Raw genomic sequence first — 14,826 nt, forward strand, 5'->3', positions numbered from 1 at the left:
GCCGTGGTTAACATGTAATTAGTGTCCGTATATCGTTTGCCATACAAACGGTTCACTTGTCGTACAATCGGTACGCGCTTAGGGTATCCGTCCCCCCTAAGGAACCTTTAAAAACTGGTTCTGGCGCGCAAGCCAGCTTTTAAAGGTTTCCTGCGCTCCCTCTGAAGAATAGCAACTTCAGAGGGAGATACATGTTTTACTACTTAATCTTTATGCAATAACGCGTTACGTATTAACTATCGGTTACGCGCTACGGTGCAGCAACATCGATTTAATATGGCCAATAGCCTTGGTCGGGTTCAGCCCTTTCGGACAAACGCTGACGCAGTTCATGATGCCGTGGCAGCGAAACACGCTGAACGCATCGTCCAGATCGTCCAGTCGTGGCTTGGTTTCCGTATCACGACTGTCGATCAAGAAGCGATACGCCGCCAGCAGCCCCGCAGGCCCAACAAACTTGTCCGGGTTCCACCAGAACGACGGGCAAGACGTTGAACAACAGGCGCACATAATGCATTCATACAATCCATCCAGCTTGGCACGTTGTTCAGGCGACTGCAGATGTTCACGCGCTGGCGGATTTTTCCCATTATTCAACAAGTAAGGCTTTATTTTCTCATATTGAGCATAGAACTGCCCCATGTCCACTACCAAATCACGTACAACGGGTAATCCAGGTAAAGGACGGATAACAATTTTGCTGTTTCCACGCCGTAACGCGGAAACTGGCGTAATACAGGCCAGTCCATTCTTGCCATTCATGTTAACGCCGTCGGAACCACAGACGCCTTCACGGCAGGAACGACGGAACGAGAGCGTCGGATCCTGCTCTTTCAGCAGCATCAGTGCATCCAGCAACATCATGTCGCGGCCTTCTTCCGCTTCCAGTTGGTAATCCTGCATCCGCGGAGCATCGTCAACATCCGGGTTGTAACGATAAATAGAAAATTCGAGTTTCATCGTTTGATCTCCGCAATTAATAAGTACGTATTTTCGGCGGGAAGGCCGGACGCAATTTAGGCTGCATGTTCACCTCACGGCGCGTCATGCTGTCGGTTTGCGGCAGATATAACGAATGGCACAGCCAATTCTCATCGTCACGCTCTGGGTAATCGAAGCGGCTATGGGCACCACGGCTTTCAGTACGGAAGTTAGCCGAAACAGCCGTTGCATACGCGGTTTCCATCAGGTTATCCAGTTCCAGACACTCAATACGCTGGGTGTTGAACTCCGTTGATGTGTCATCCAGACGAGCGTCTTTCAGGCGCTCACGGATCACTTTTAGCTCTTCCAGCCCTTTCGCCATCGCATCGCCTTCGCGGAATACCGAGAAGTTGTTTTGCATACAGGATTGCAGCGCTTTACGGATTTCCACTGGATCTTCACCGGAACGGGTATTGTTCCAGCGGTTGAGGCGGTCAAGAGAGGCTTCAATATCAGATTCGCTGGCATCGCGGCTTTCGCCCTGCTCTTCCAGAGACTCTTGCAGATGGACACCCGCCGAGCGGCCGAATACCACCAGGTCAAGCAGCGAGTTCCCCCCTAGACGGTTGGCACCATGGACCGATACGCAGGCAATCTCACCCACGGCAAACAGCCCAGGAATCACCACATCTTCGCCTTTCTCATTCACCGTCAGCGCCTGACCACTCACTTTGGTCGGAATACCGCCCATCATATAGTGGCAGGTTGGGATAACGGGAATCGGCTCTTTAACCGGATCGACGTGAGCAAACGTACGAGACAGTTCCAAAATACCCGGCAGGCGGGATTCCAGAACATCTTTACCCAGATGGTCCAATTTCAGCTTGGCGTGTGGCCCCCACGGGCCTTCACAGCCGCGGCCTTCACGGATTTCGATCATAATAGAACGGGCAACAACGTCACGCCCCGCCAGATCTTTCGCGTTTGGCGCATAGCGTTCCATGAAACGTTCACCGTGCTTATTCAGCAAATAGCCGCCTTCACCACGACAGCCTTCGGTTACCAGCACACCCGCACCAGCAATACCAGTCGGGTGGAACTGCCACATTTCCATATCCTGCAACGGAACACCGGCACGCAGTGCCATGCCCACGCCGTCGCCAGTATTAATGTGCGCATTGGTGGTGGACTGGTAGATACGGCCCGCACCGCCGGTTGCCAGCACGGTTGCTTTCGCTTTGAAATAAACCACTTCGCCCGTTTCGATACAAATTGCCGTACAGCCGACAACCGCACCATCCTGATTCTTCACCAGATCGAGTGCGTACCATTCGGAAAAAATCGTGGTGTGATTTTTCAGGTTCTGCTGATACAGCGTATGCAGCAGCGCATGGCCAGTACGGTCAGCAGCGGCTGCGGTACGTGCGGCCTGCTCGCCGCCAAAATTCTTGGATTGACCACCGAATGGACGCTGATAAATGCTGCCATCGTCCAAACGAGAGAACGGTAATCCCATGTGTTCCAGTTCCAGAATCGCTTCTGGGCCGGTTTTACACATATATTCAATTGCGTCCTGATCGCCAATGTAATCCGACCCTTTTACGGTGTCGTACATGTGCCACTCCCAGTTATCCTCATGGGTGTTACCTAGCGCAACGGTAATACCGCCCTGCGCGGACACAGTATGGGAACGGGTTGGGAACACTTTAGATAACAGGGCACAGGACAGGCCCATTTGGGAAATTTGCAGTGCGGCGCGCATACCTGCACCACCCGCACCTACAACCACTGCATCAAACTCTCTGACTGGCAAATTCATCACGCACCCCACACCACAATAGTTCCATAAATGACGTACACCAACAGCGCTACCACAATTGCCAACTGTAAAGTCAGGCGTAAGGCCAGCGGTTTAATGTAGTCGGTCAGCACTTGCCACATCCCTATCCAGGCATGAACCAGAATGGAAAATAACGTTAGCAGTGTGAATACTTTGGTGAGGGCCATCGCGAAGAAACCACGCCAGATTTCATAAGTGATGTCGCCAGTAGTGGCAATAAAGCCAATAATATAAACCACATATAGAACAATGACGATGGCGGAAGCGCGAATCAGTAACCAATCGTGTACGCCATTGCGTCCTAACGCAGAAGCATTGCTTACCATACGAGGACTCCAGCCAGAATTGAAAGCACGACAGTAATAATAAAGGAGATATTTGCAGAACGCTTACCTGCGGCAAGCTCTTCTTCTATATAGCCAAAATCCATCAATAGGTGACGTATACCACCAACAATGTGATAAGCCAACGCGACGAGGATGCCCCAAACGATAAATTTGACGATGAAGCTATCCATAATTTCCGCAGCGCGCAGGAACCCTTCCTCAGAAGAAAGAGAAGTGCCTAACAGCCACAGTAAAATACCGACAGCGACAAAGGTGATAACGCCGGAGACGCGGTGAAGAATAGATGCTATCGCAGTAACGGGAAACTGGATCGTCTGCAATTCCAGATTGACAGGTCTTTGTTTTTTCACGGATTTGCCCACACAGCTTTTATTATTGTTTCTTCCTCCGGGCCTGATGTGAGGTCAGACAGCATGAAAGTTACAGCCCTGAGAGTGGGTTTGCGATACGCGCTCAAACATCGACATTCCGGTGTCTAAACAGCGCATGATCCTTCCATACTGGGTGCTCCTACTGCAGGGTGATTCCGGAGACCTGGCGGGAGTATAGGTCCTTCACATTCCTATTACAATTCCCATACAAACTGTTTGGTGACATTTGCCCCGAACAGTGATTTAGATCACGAAGTTCACAATTTATATAAAATTAATTATCTGATTTGACAAAACTTCAACATTTCAATTACAACTAGGGGATTGAATTCCTTATGATGTGTTAAAGCACAACGGTGACACTTCCACACTGACGTAACTTATGTAACAGTGAAGAGAGTCCACGTAAAAGTCATAGGTAATGACTACAATCTATTCAGAGCATGGTTAATTGCCTGAAGATCGCTAATTACCTGGAGAACGAATTTTTCATCCTGAATGCGGCTATCCGCCTTACTCTGTATCCTATTTGACGGCTGTGTCACAACAGAGTTTCACTGGTCATTATTTGTCCGGTGCACAGGCATGACGGTATTTCTTCAGTGAAAATTTTTAAAATTAAAGCGCTAAGGAGACTGTAAATGGCTGATAAAAAAGCAACACTTACCCTAGAAGGTAAAGAACCAATTGAGCTAAATGTCCTATCCGGCACATTAGGGCATGATGAGATTGATATTCGTCCTCTCGGTTCCAAAGGTTACTTCACATTTGACCCAGGCTTTACCTCTACCGCATCTTGCGAATCCAAGATTACCTATATCGACGGTGACGAAGGCATTCTGCTGCACCGTGGCTTCCCAATTGCCCAACTGGCTGAAAAATCTAATTATCTTGAAGTTTGTTACATCCTGCTGTTCGGCGAAACCCCGACCGTAGAACAGTATGAAACCTTCAAGACGACCGTGACTCGTCATACGATGATCCATGAGCAGATTACCCGTCTGTTCCACGGTTTCCGTCGTGACTCACATCCAATGGCGGTCTTGTGCGGCGTTACTGGCGCACTGGCAGCGTTCTATCACGATTCGCTGGATATCAATATTGAGCGCCACCGCGAAATCGCGGCCTATCGCCTGCTGTCTAAAATGCCGACCGTCGCGGCGATGTGCTACAAATATTCACTGGGCCAGCCGTTTGTTTATCCGAAAAACAACCTGTCCTACGCGGGTAATTTCCTGCACATGATGTTCTCCACCCCTTGTGAAGAATATGTTGTGAATCCGGTGCTGGAACGAGCAATGGACCGCATTCTGATCCTGCATGCCGATCACGAACAAAACGCCTCGACGTCTACCGTGCGTACCGCGGGTTCATCTGGTGCAAACCCGTTTGCCTGTATCGCCGCGGGGATCGCCTCGCTGTGGGGGCCAGCGCACGGCGGCGCGAACGAAGCCTGTCTGCGTATGCTGGAAGAAATCAGCAGTGTGGAACACATCCCGGCGTTTATTGAACGTGCAAAAGACAAGAACGATTCCTTCCGTCTGATGGGCTTCGGCCACCGCGTGTACAAAAACCACGATCCACGCGCCACAGTCATGCGTGAAACCTGCCATGAAGTGCTCAAAGAGCTGGGCAGAAAAGATGACTTACTGGAAGTGGCGATGGAGCTGGAACATATCGCGCTTAACGACCCGTACTTCATTGAGAAGAAACTGTACCCGAACGTGGACTTCTACTCTGGTATCATCCTGAAAGCAATGGGGATTCCGTCTTCCATGTTTACCGTTATCTTCGCGATGGCGCGTACCGTAGGCTGGATTGCACACTGGAACGAAATGCACGACGACGGCATCAAAATTGCACGTCCACGCCAGCTGTATACCGGCTACGACAAACGTGACTTCTCGTCTAATCTGAAACACGATTAATCTATTCAGCACCAACACAAAAGGCCGGATATCACTATCCGGCCTTTGTTGTTTCAGAACGGTATTTACATACTCTCTAGTTCTGGCAGTGCGGACACCAATAGAACGGGCGTGATGACAGCATCGTTCTTTCAATGGTTTCGCCGCAGCGCTCACAGCTTTCCCCTTCACGATGGAAAACCTTGAACGAAAAAATCGCCCCATGATGTCGATTTTCATCCACGGTACCACGCGTGTTGTAAGACAACCGAGGAATCTCCAGCAGCGCCCGACTTAACGTCTGCAACTGCTCTTCATTCAGTTGAGACGCCGTATGCTGCGGTGCCAGCTGTGCCTGCCACAGAATCTCAACGCGCAGATAATTCCCTAACCCCGCGAGAAAAGCCTGATCCAGCAGCAACCCGCTGAACTGGCGACGACGGAAACGCGGTAATAACAAACGCTCACACACCTGTTCTGGCGTCAGAGAAAGATCCAATACATCCGGCCCAATACGTTGCAGGAAAGGATGCATCGTGAGTGTCTCCGGTGTCAGCATTTCAATATCTGACGCGCTGTAGAGCAGAATGGCGCGATCCTGCGTCTCCAGCCGGATGCGTAAATCCCGCTTCGTTTCCGGCGACTCACCAGCATTCACGACTCGCCACACACCATAGAGTTGATTGTGGCTATACAGCACCCGATCGTTGCTAAAATAGGTCAGCAGTGCCTTCCCGCGCGTTTCGATCTGCCTGATCTGCTGCCCAACCAATTCTGTTTCGTACGGCTTAAGTGCGGGAAACGCAAACCAGACGCGCGTCAGCGTTTTTCCCACCACTGCCTCAACCAGCTTATCGGCCGCTCGGCGAATTTCCGGCCCTTCCGGCATACTCGACTACTCCCTGAAAATCAGACGCACTGCGACTGAGCGATTCGCTAAACTAATGTAATGCCCCACCAGTGACCGCCACATCAATTTGCTGCACCAGTGATTGCTTAATCATCACTTCCAGCGCCGCCGTGACTAACGGCGTTGGCATGCTCGGTTCGCTGGGGTGTCGTGCTGCCTGTTCAGGTGAATAGGGAATATGAACAAATCCACCGCGAACCACATCACCTTGTTGGTGTAACTGGTGCAAAAGCCCGTACATCACGTGATTGCAGACAAACGTCCCTGCGGTTTGTGACACCGATGCAGGAATCCCTGCTGCGCGTAATGCCTGCACCAGCGCTTTTACTGGTAGCGTCGAGAAATACGCCGCAGGCCCCTTTTCTACCACAGGCGTATCTATCGGCTGGTTGCCTCGGTTATCCGCAATTCGGGCGTCATTAATATTAATTGCCACGCGTTCGACAGAAATATCAGCTCGTCCGCCCGCCTGCCCCACCGCGATCACGACTTCCGGCTGCCATTCAACTATCGCACGGTAAAGCTGTTCCAGTGACAGATCAAAGACGCAAGATAAACGGCAAGCTACCACTCGTGCACCGCCAACTTCTTGCTGATGGAGTACTCTCACCGCTTCCCATGAGGGATTAATCGGTTCGCCCTCAAAAGGTTCAAACGCCGTGATCAAAACGGTTTTCATCTATTATCCCCGTCATACAAAAATAATGATTATGCCGCAGCAACCGCGATCTTATGCAGGCTAAAGCAGTTACGTAACTTACGGGCAAACAGCAGCGCATGTTGTCCATCACCGTGAACACACACGGTATCCGCTTGTACGTTAACCCAGGAACCGTCGATCGCCCTAACCCGCTGACGTTGAATCATTTCCAGTGTCTGCGCCAGCGCCAGTTCATCGCTATTAATCAGCGCGCCAGCCTGAGTGCGTGGCACCAGCGATCCGTCAGGCTGATAGCAGCGATCGGCGAACACTTCCTGACGCGTCTCTAACCCCAACCGTTTCCCGGCGCGGATCAACTCACTTCCCGCCAGTCCAACCAGGCGTAACGCAGGGTTAACGACCTTCACCGCCTTGGCTATCGCATCAGCCAGTGCCGCTTCGCTCGCAGCCTGATTGTAAAGCATACCGTGGGGCTTAACGTGGGACAGCGTTCCCCCCTCAGCAGCGACGATCGCGCTAAGTGCGCCTAGTTGATACACCATTTGTGCAAAGACAATTTCCGCAGGCACATTCATTGCCTTACGGCCAAAATTTTCACGATCGGGGAAACTGGGATGTGCGCCAAGCGCGACGCCATAGCCCATTCCCCAGCGTACTGACTGACGCATGGTTTGCGCGTCACCCGCGTGAAATCCACAGGCAATATTGGCAGAGGTCACCAGCTTGAGCAGCGCTTCGTCATGCTCACCGCCCTCTCCCAGATCGGCATTCAGATCAATAATCATGCAGCCTCCACGCCAGTTGTTCGAGGTAACGCCGCTGTTCATCAGCAGCTTTTTGCGCCTGAGCCTGCGTACAGTGAATAAAATGTATCGGTTCACCGAGTCGAATTTGTGCCAGATGGAACAGATCTGCTTCGATCACACTCGCAATACGCGGATAACCACCGGTTGTCTGCGCATCCGCCAGCAGTACGATAGGGTGGCCATTATGTGGAACTTGTACGACACCCGGTAGCAGCCCATGTGATGGTAGTTCGCGAGGTTTATTGCCTGATGATGTGGTGCGCTGTAGCTCGGCACCCAGTAAACGGTAACCCATACGATTACTTTGCGGACTCAACTGCCAAGAGGTTCGCCAGAACAACTCCTGCATCTCGTCGCCGAATTCCTGATACTCCGGTCCCGGTAATGCCCGCACGCGGTTGCTGAATAACAGCTGCTTGATACCAATTTCTCGCGTTAGTTCGCGAGTCGGCGTTCCCAGCGGAAGCTCATCTCCATCCATGAGTAAACGTCCGTCAAAACCACCGAATCCGGCTTTCAAATCGGTACTACGTGAACCCAGTGCTTCCGGCACGTCCACACCGCCAGACAAGGCCAGATAGCTGCGCATTCCGTTACGCGGCATACGCATTTTCAACGTTTGCCCCGGCTTCGCGGCGAAACGCCAGCCAGTCCAGAGCGGCTTTCCATCCAGTTCGGCATGGCAGTCTGCACCGGTCAGCGCCACCCAGCAGGCCGTCGTGAACGTTGCGGTAAACTTGCCCAGTGTAATTTCCAGCGCAGCGGCGTTATCGTCGTTGCCCACCAGCAGATTGGCCATTTTCAGGGCAGGCAGATCGAGTGCTCCTGACTGGCTGATACCCAAACGACGAAAACCGACGCGACCACCGTCCTGCACCGAAGTATGCAATCCTGCATGGATAACTTTCAGCATACCCCCTCCTTCTGTGGCACAAACCGAACGTTATCTCCAGGGCGCAGCAGCGTTGGCGGCATCGTTTGTGGGTTGAATAGCGTCAATGAAGTCTGGCCAATCAACTGCCAGCCGCCCGGTGTTGCCAGCGGATAAATCCCCGTCTGTGCACCACCAATCCCGACCGATCCCGCTGGCACTCGCAGGCGTGGTTCAGCACGACGCGGCATATGTAATTTCTCATTTAATCCGCCGAGATAGGCAAACCCCGGTTGGAAACCCAAAAAGTAAACCACGTACTGTACGGCCGCATGCGCTTCTACAACCTGACTCTCACTCAGGCCGCTATGAACGGCAACCTCTGCCAGATCCGGCCCCGCCTCACCACCATAAATGACAGGAATGTCGATATCTCGTGGATCAAACACCAGCGATTCGCTTTCTTCCCACCAGCTCTGCAAACGCTCAATCGCATCCAGCGCCACCTGTTGCGGATGCGCCAACAGCACCGTCAGGTTGTTCATACCCGGAATCGCTTCCAGCACCTCTTCATGGTGATTCAGGCGCTCGGCAAGCCCCCATATCCGCTGCTGGCTCTCCAGAGACATTGGCGGTTCCAGTTCCAGTACGACAGCCCTCTCGCCCAGAAGATAACACCGTGCTCGTTGCAATCTTTCCTCCTGAATCGCGTTTTATCCGTCATGGTGAACATGGCTAAATGATTAGCGTAGCTTACTGATATATTTTCTTCTCAAGAACCAAGCAATAACAATGCCAACATGCAAAATACATCAGCATTCCTGTGCTATACCGATACTTTCAGCCCATCAAGCCGGGTTGGGAATATCAATGAATGTCACATCAAAACCATGTTGTTCCGCCAACCATTCACCCAACGCGCGAATGCCGCCGCGCTCGGTAGCATGGTGTCCGGCAGCAAAGAAGTGCAGCCCCATCTCGCGAGCAATATGGATGGTTTGCTCAGACACTTCACCAGTAATAAAGGCATCGACCCCAAATCGGGCGGCTTGTTCAATAAACCCCTGACCGCCACCGGTACACCAGGCCACACGCTGTATCTGTTGCGGTGCATTATCCCCACAATGCAGCACGCTGCGCCCCAGCCGTTTTTCCAGGCGACGGCAAAACGCATCTGCTGTCATCGGTTGTGCCAGTTCGCCATACGGCACGAGCGGTTCGATCATGCCCTGCACCTGAATTTCCAGCAAAGCCGCCAGCTGTGCGTTGTTCCCTAATTCCGGGTGTGCATCTAACGGCAGATGATAGCCATACAGGTTGATATCATTAAGCAGCAGCGTTTTCAGCCGGTTACGCTTCATGCCGCAAACAATCTGCGGTTCGTTTTTCCAAAAATAGCCGTGATGAACCAGAATCGCATCGGCCTGCTTCTCTACCGCCGCATCCAGCAGCGCTTGTGAGGCGGTGACTCCCGTCACAATACGTTTTACTTCCGCACGCCCCTCAACCTGTAAACCGTTAGGCGCGTAGTCCTGAAACGTCCCCGTACTCAGCTTCTCGTTAATGATTCTTTCCAGTTCCGTATTACGCATACTTATTTTTCTCTTCTCGATCGTTATTCGCCATGCCGATATTCTTTGCCGCTTCAAACGCCGCCAGCGTATCCTGACGAGCTGTTTTGTGGTCAACGATTGGCAGCGGATAGTTCAGCTTAACGTGTTGTTTGTCTGCCCAGCGATGGGGCTGATGAATGTCTTTATCCGGCACGGCGACCAGTTCGGGTAGCCAGTGACGAATAAACCGACCGTCAGGATCGAAACGCTCACCCTGCGTTGTCGGATTAAAAATACGAAAATAAGGTGCCGCATCGGTGCCCGTCGACGCCGCCCACTGCCAGCCGCCGTTATTCGCCGCCAAATCGCCATCCAGTAACTGTGACATAAAGTAGCGCTCGCCTTCACGCCAATCGAGCAGCAAATCTTTGACAAGAAAACTGGCGCAGATCATACGCAGTCGATTATGCATCCACCCCGTTTCATTCAGTTGACGCATCGCCGCATCCACAATCGGATAACCCGTTTTACCCTGTTGCCAGGCGGCTAAATCCTCAGGAGAGGATCGCCACTTCACCCACTGCGTCCACGCGGTGAAGGGTCGGTGTTTACACAACTGCGGCCAGGACACGATCAGGTGACGGTAAAACTCACGCCAGACTAGCTCGTTAAACCAGGTAAATGCCCCGCCCTCACGCCGTTCCAGCATCTCCGGGCATTCGGCACGCAGGCGGTTAAAACATTGGCGCGGCGATACAATTCCAAGTGCCAGATACGGAGACAGTTTGCTGGTGCCGGGCAGCGCGGGGAAATCCCGCTGCCGATCGTAATCCTGAACCTGCTCGCGGCAAAAACGGCGCAACTGCTGTAATGCAGCACGTTCGCCGCAGGGGAAATCATCACTATCCACCTCGCACAGCGGATAGCTGAACGGCACTAATGCCGCCGTGTTATTGATCGGCTCACCGCGTGCGTCCGGTGCAGGTACACACGTCGAATCCGCTTCCAACAGGCGCTTGATAAAAGCCTGACGAAATGGCGTGAACACTTTATACATCTCGCCATTGCCCGTCAGCACGCTGCCCGGCGGCAGCAACAGGCTGTCATGATAGCCATGACAAATCACGCTATCGGCCAGACGATCTTTCACCTGCTTATCACGCAGGCGCTCGTTAATTTCATACTGGTAATTGTAGAAAAGATCGGTGGCCTGCTGCTGCGCACAAAACTGCACCAGCCAGTCAACCGACGCGGAAAAGTCAGCGCATTCGTGGTAGTGCAGCGGGATGCCTTTTTCGGCCAGCGCGTGCTGTACCAACGTCAGGTTCTCTAGCAGAAAGGCAGCCTGACGCGGTGCCATAACGTGCTTTTCCCATTGTGCAGGCGTCGCAATAAATACCGCCAGCACGGTCGCATTCGGATTCTGACAAGCCGAGTACAGCGCCAGATTATCGGTAATGCGCAGGTCATTACGCAGCCAGACTACATGTGTAACACCATGCGAGATCATGAAACTCCTTGGGCGGTCAAACTAGTGTCCGTAACGCAAGCGTAATGCTTCCGGGTACGGCTCAAAGTAACGCTGTTGAGCCAGGTACGCATCGGGGTATTCCGCCATATAATGTTTTAGCAACGTGATAGGAGCCAATAGCGGCTGCAAACCCTGCCGATAGCGATCGATAAGCTGTGCAAGTTCCTGCCGCTGTTGAGAACTCAGCTGACGTCGGAAGTAGCCCTGCACATGCATCAGCACATTGGTGTGATTGCGCCGCGTCGCAGGCGTCGACAACAGCTTCATCAGCCGCGCCCGGTATTCAACAACATAGTCTTCCAGCGATTCCCACTTATCGATCCCCGCAACAAACGGCCCCAGTTCACGATATTCCGGCTGGGAATGTGCCAGCAGCAGTAATTTATAGCGGCTATGAAAGGCAATGAGCGCACCACGACTCAGTCCGTTTTGCCATAGCTGATTCAGTTCGTGCAGCGCATAAACGCGTTCAATGAAATTTTCCCGTAAGCCGGGATCGTGCAGGCGCCCATCTTCCTCAACCGGTAGCCAGGGCATTTGCCGCATCAGTTCCTGCGTAAACAGGCCGATTCCGCTTTTACGCGCATTCTTTTGCGCTTCATCGTAAATCTTCACGCGTTCCATACCGCAGCTTGGTGATTTGGCGCAGACGATATACCCGCATAAGTCCTGAAGCTGGCTGACTTTGTCAGCGGAAAACACCGCCATCTGCTGGGTGACATCCAGCGGCGAACCATTGCTGGCACGCAGTGTGATGTGGCTTTCCCCTTCTCGCACCAGCCTGAGCGCAGGACGAGGCACAGGTAAACCAATCGCCATTTCTGGGCAGACCGGTTCAAAACGAAAATAGGGAGCCAGTTGTTCAACGGCAAACGTCAGACGCTTGTGTCCGCCATCAAACCGCACGGGATTACCGAGCAGACAGGCGCTGATACCAACAGGGATGAGTTCGAGCGTCATGATTTATCCTTATACCCGTCATATTTCAAGCTACAGTGCCTTGATGACATTTTGCAGACCTTCTCATCAGCATAGCGGATTTCACCACGATTCTGTGCAGTGACAGTGAAGAATAAAGTAATAAATCATGAGATTGATGGATTATGCCGAGCAAATGAGGCGGTTTTGTTTGCGACCAGAATTCATATCAGGAAGGTGTGCTTCAGCCATCTTTTCATCTGTCATCAAATAGCCTTATTCCCCGATTACAATCCCCATTCCGATATAGAGTCCCAAAGAGGATACCCCATGTTTTTTCCCCTGCTTTACCGGCGGGACGCTTTCCTATGCCTTTTAAACTGGCAACCTAGAAGCGCTCGTCTGCTCCATCGATATCACAATGGATATCGCCTCCCGTTATTGCACGGAGGCGATGATGACCACGGCTGAACTCGCTACACCTGCCGCGATTGCGATCGACAGATTATCCCACGCTTTCGCAGGAAAAACGGTTCTCGACTCGATCAGCCTCAATGTGCCGAAAGGCACCATTCTGGCTTTGCTAGGGCCTTCCGGCTGCGGCAAAAGCACATTACTAAAGTTGCTGGCCGGATTGTTACAGCCAGATGCGGGCACCATTCATTTTGGCGATCGTCAGGTTGCTGGCCATCAGCTATCCCTGCCACCTGAGCAACGCAATCTTGGCATGGTCTTTCAGGACTACGCACTGTGGCCACATATGACCGTGGCACAAAACGTCGGGTTCCCACTGCTGATGAGGAAGGTTCCGCGCGATATCTGCCGCCAACGCGTTGACGTCACGCTAGCGCGCGTCGGTCTGGCTGATTTTGGCGATCGCAAACCGGCCGATTTATCCGGCGGTCAGCAACAGCGAGTCGCACTGGCGCGCGCCATTATCGCGGAACCAAACATCCTGTTATTTGATGAACCGTTATCCAATCTCGACCGGGATCTACGTGAATCGCTTTGTCAGGAGATGGCGTCACTCTTACGCCATCTTGGTACCACCGCCGTGTATGTCACCCATGACAGAGACGAAGCCAACATACTGGCGCACCGCATTGTTCACATGTCGCAAGGCCACATTACTGATATCACCACACGTTAATTTTGGGGAAAAATGCAATGAAAAACACACTGTTTACCATGAATCAACGAGGCATCATTATGGGTATAGCCCTCTCATTAGCAGCGGTGGCAGGCAGCGCACATGCCCTGACGCTGTACACCGCCGGACCAGGAGCACTGGCAAAGAAACTGGCAGCAGGTTATGAAAAGCAGACTGGCGTGAAAGTCGATGTTTTTCAGGCAACAACCGGTAAAGTCATGGCCCGACTGGAAGCCGAGCAGGCCAATCCACGTGCCGATGTTCTGATTTCTGCGTCGTGGGATACCGCAACAGATTTGCAGCAACGAGGTTGGCTGTTGGCGTTTGATAGCCCGAATGCAGCCACCGTGCCTGCACAGTTCAAAACCCCGTTCTACGTGGCACAGGGCATTTCCGCGCTTGGTATTGTATGGAATAGCAAAAGCGGCACCCCAGAACCCAAAGACTGGAGCGACCTCACCAAACCTGAATTTAAAGATAAAGTCACGACACCCGATCCCGCACTGTCCGGCGCCTCACTCGATCTGCTGATTGGTTTGCAAAATGCGGAAAAAGATAAAGCCTGGGAAATGTTCGATCGCTTAAAAGCCAACGGCATGATCATCGCAGGCCCGAACGCACAGGCATTAACCCCAGTGTTGCAAGGCGCGAAAGCCGCTGTTTTCGGTGCAGTGGACTACGTTTCTTACGGCAGTATGGAGTCTGGCGAATCCATTAAAGTCATCTTCCCTTCCAGTGGTACCGTCATTGCCCCTCGCCCAATGATGATCCTGAAAAGCAGTAAGAACCAGCAGCAGGCAAAAGACTTCATCAACTACATGCTGTCGCCTGAAGGCCAGAAAGCCGTGGCAGAAGCCTGGCTGATGCCAGCACGCCAGGACATTGAAGCCAAGCGACCTCTGTTTAAGAACCTGACGTTGTTGCCGGAAGGCGATAGCGCTTCAGCTTCCCGTGCGGCCGTTCTCGATCGCTTTGCCGCCTTGTTTGGTCAGCGCTAAGCCTGTTCATTCATGACATACCCTGGATAGTTCGAGCGG

Annotated in this window: 15 protein-coding genes; 3 read left to right on the plus strand and 12 right to left on the minus strand. The window is 52.4% G+C overall.

Annotated features, from left to right (window positions below):
• Positions 1-243: 243 nt before the first annotated feature.
• The 4 genes from CLR69_RS09525 to sdhC are packed head-to-tail and all read right to left on the minus strand — an operon-like array spanning position 244 to position 3,473.
• Complete coding sequence (locus tag CLR69_RS09525) at positions 244-960, minus strand: succinate dehydrogenase iron-sulfur subunit (protein WP_039302086.1); 717 nt, start codon at positions 958-960, stop codon at positions 244-246.
• Positions 961-976: 16 nt separating this feature from the next.
• Positions 977-2,743: a succinate dehydrogenase flavoprotein subunit gene (sdhA, locus tag CLR69_RS09530; protein WP_129703639.1), complete on the minus strand. Its 1,767-nt coding sequence runs from the start codon at positions 2,741-2,743 to the stop codon at positions 977-979.
• Entirely contained in the window at positions 2,743-3,090 is a 348-nt protein-coding gene (sdhD, locus tag CLR69_RS09535) for a succinate dehydrogenase membrane anchor subunit (protein ID WP_129712505.1), read from the minus strand. Before sdhD ends, sdhA begins: the two co-directional genes overlap by 1 nt.
• Positions 3,084-3,473, minus strand: coding sequence for a succinate dehydrogenase cytochrome b556 subunit (gene sdhC, locus CLR69_RS09540; RefSeq protein ID WP_129703635.1), 390 nt, complete (start codon positions 3,471-3,473; stop codon positions 3,084-3,086). Before sdhC ends, sdhD begins: the two co-directional genes overlap by 7 nt.
• Positions 3,474-4,123: 650 nt before the next feature.
• Here sdhC and CLR69_RS09545 point away from each other — a divergent pair.
• A complete protein-coding gene (locus tag CLR69_RS09545) occupies positions 4,124-5,410 on the plus strand; it encodes a citrate synthase (protein ID WP_129703633.1) in 1,287 nt (428 codons plus the stop codon).
• 76 nt (positions 5,411-5,486) lie between these two features.
• Here CLR69_RS09545 and nei read toward each other — a convergent pair whose 3' ends face one another.
• From nei to CLR69_RS09585, 8 genes are all read right to left on the minus strand, one after another.
• A complete protein-coding gene (nei, locus tag CLR69_RS09550; protein ID WP_129712506.1) occupies positions 5,487-6,278 on the minus strand; it encodes an endonuclease VIII in 792 nt (263 codons plus the stop codon).
• Positions 6,279-6,330: 52 nt separating this feature from the next.
• Positions 6,331-6,978, minus strand: a complete 648-nt coding sequence (gene pcp, locus CLR69_RS09555; protein ID WP_129712507.1) for a pyroglutamyl-peptidase I — start codon at positions 6,976-6,978, stop codon at positions 6,331-6,333.
• Positions 6,979-7,007: 29 nt separating this feature from the next.
• Positions 7,008-7,745 carry a 5-oxoprolinase subunit PxpA gene (gene pxpA, locus CLR69_RS09560; protein WP_129712508.1) on the minus strand — a complete coding sequence of 246 codons (738 nt, stop codon included), beginning with the start codon at positions 7,743-7,745 and terminating at the stop codon, positions 7,008-7,010.
• Entirely contained in the window at positions 7,735-8,679 is a 945-nt protein-coding gene (gene pxpC / locus CLR69_RS09565; protein ID WP_129712509.1) for a 5-oxoprolinase subunit PxpC, read from the minus strand. The genes pxpA and pxpC overlap by 11 nt, the downstream gene beginning before the upstream one ends.
• Positions 8,673-9,329 carry a 5-oxoprolinase subunit PxpB gene (gene pxpB / locus CLR69_RS09570; protein ID WP_129703622.1) on the minus strand — a complete coding sequence of 219 codons (657 nt, stop codon included), beginning with the start codon at positions 9,327-9,329 and terminating at the stop codon, positions 8,673-8,675. Before pxpB ends, pxpC begins: the two co-directional genes overlap by 7 nt.
• Before the next feature lie 156 nt (positions 9,330-9,485).
• Entirely contained in the window at positions 9,486-10,229 is a 744-nt protein-coding gene (locus CLR69_RS09575; protein ID WP_129712510.1) for a type 2 GTP cyclohydrolase I, read from the minus strand.
• The gene (gene phrB / locus CLR69_RS09580) at positions 10,222-11,700 is read right to left on the minus strand and encodes a deoxyribodipyrimidine photo-lyase (protein WP_129712511.1); all 1,479 of its coding nucleotides are present in this window, start codon (positions 11,698-11,700) and stop codon (positions 10,222-10,224) included. The genes CLR69_RS09575 and phrB overlap by 8 nt, the downstream gene beginning before the upstream one ends.
• Before the next feature lie 21 nt (positions 11,701-11,721).
• Positions 11,722-12,681, minus strand: a complete 960-nt coding sequence (locus tag CLR69_RS09585) for a YbgA family protein (RefSeq protein WP_129703616.1) — start codon at positions 12,679-12,681, stop codon at positions 11,722-11,724.
• Between the two features lie 415 nt (positions 12,682-13,096).
• Here CLR69_RS09585 and CLR69_RS09590 point away from each other — a divergent pair, with 415 nt between their 5' ends.
• Both CLR69_RS09590 and CLR69_RS09595 read left to right on the plus strand, forming a co-directional pair.
• Positions 13,097-13,789: an ABC transporter ATP-binding protein gene (locus tag CLR69_RS09590; protein WP_129712853.1), complete on the plus strand. Its 693-nt coding sequence runs from the start codon at positions 13,097-13,099 to the stop codon at positions 13,787-13,789.
• A gap of 17 nt (positions 13,790-13,806) precedes the next feature.
• Entirely contained in the window at positions 13,807-14,787 is a 981-nt protein-coding gene (locus tag CLR69_RS09595; RefSeq protein ID WP_129712512.1) for an ABC transporter substrate-binding protein, read from the plus strand.
• The last annotated feature ends 39 nt before the right edge of the window (positions 14,788-14,826 follow it).

It is taken from the genome of Pectobacterium zantedeschiae (assembly GCF_004137795.1).
In the GTDB taxonomy this organism is placed as follows: domain Bacteria; phylum Pseudomonadota; class Gammaproteobacteria; order Enterobacterales; family Enterobacteriaceae; genus Pectobacterium; species Pectobacterium zantedeschiae.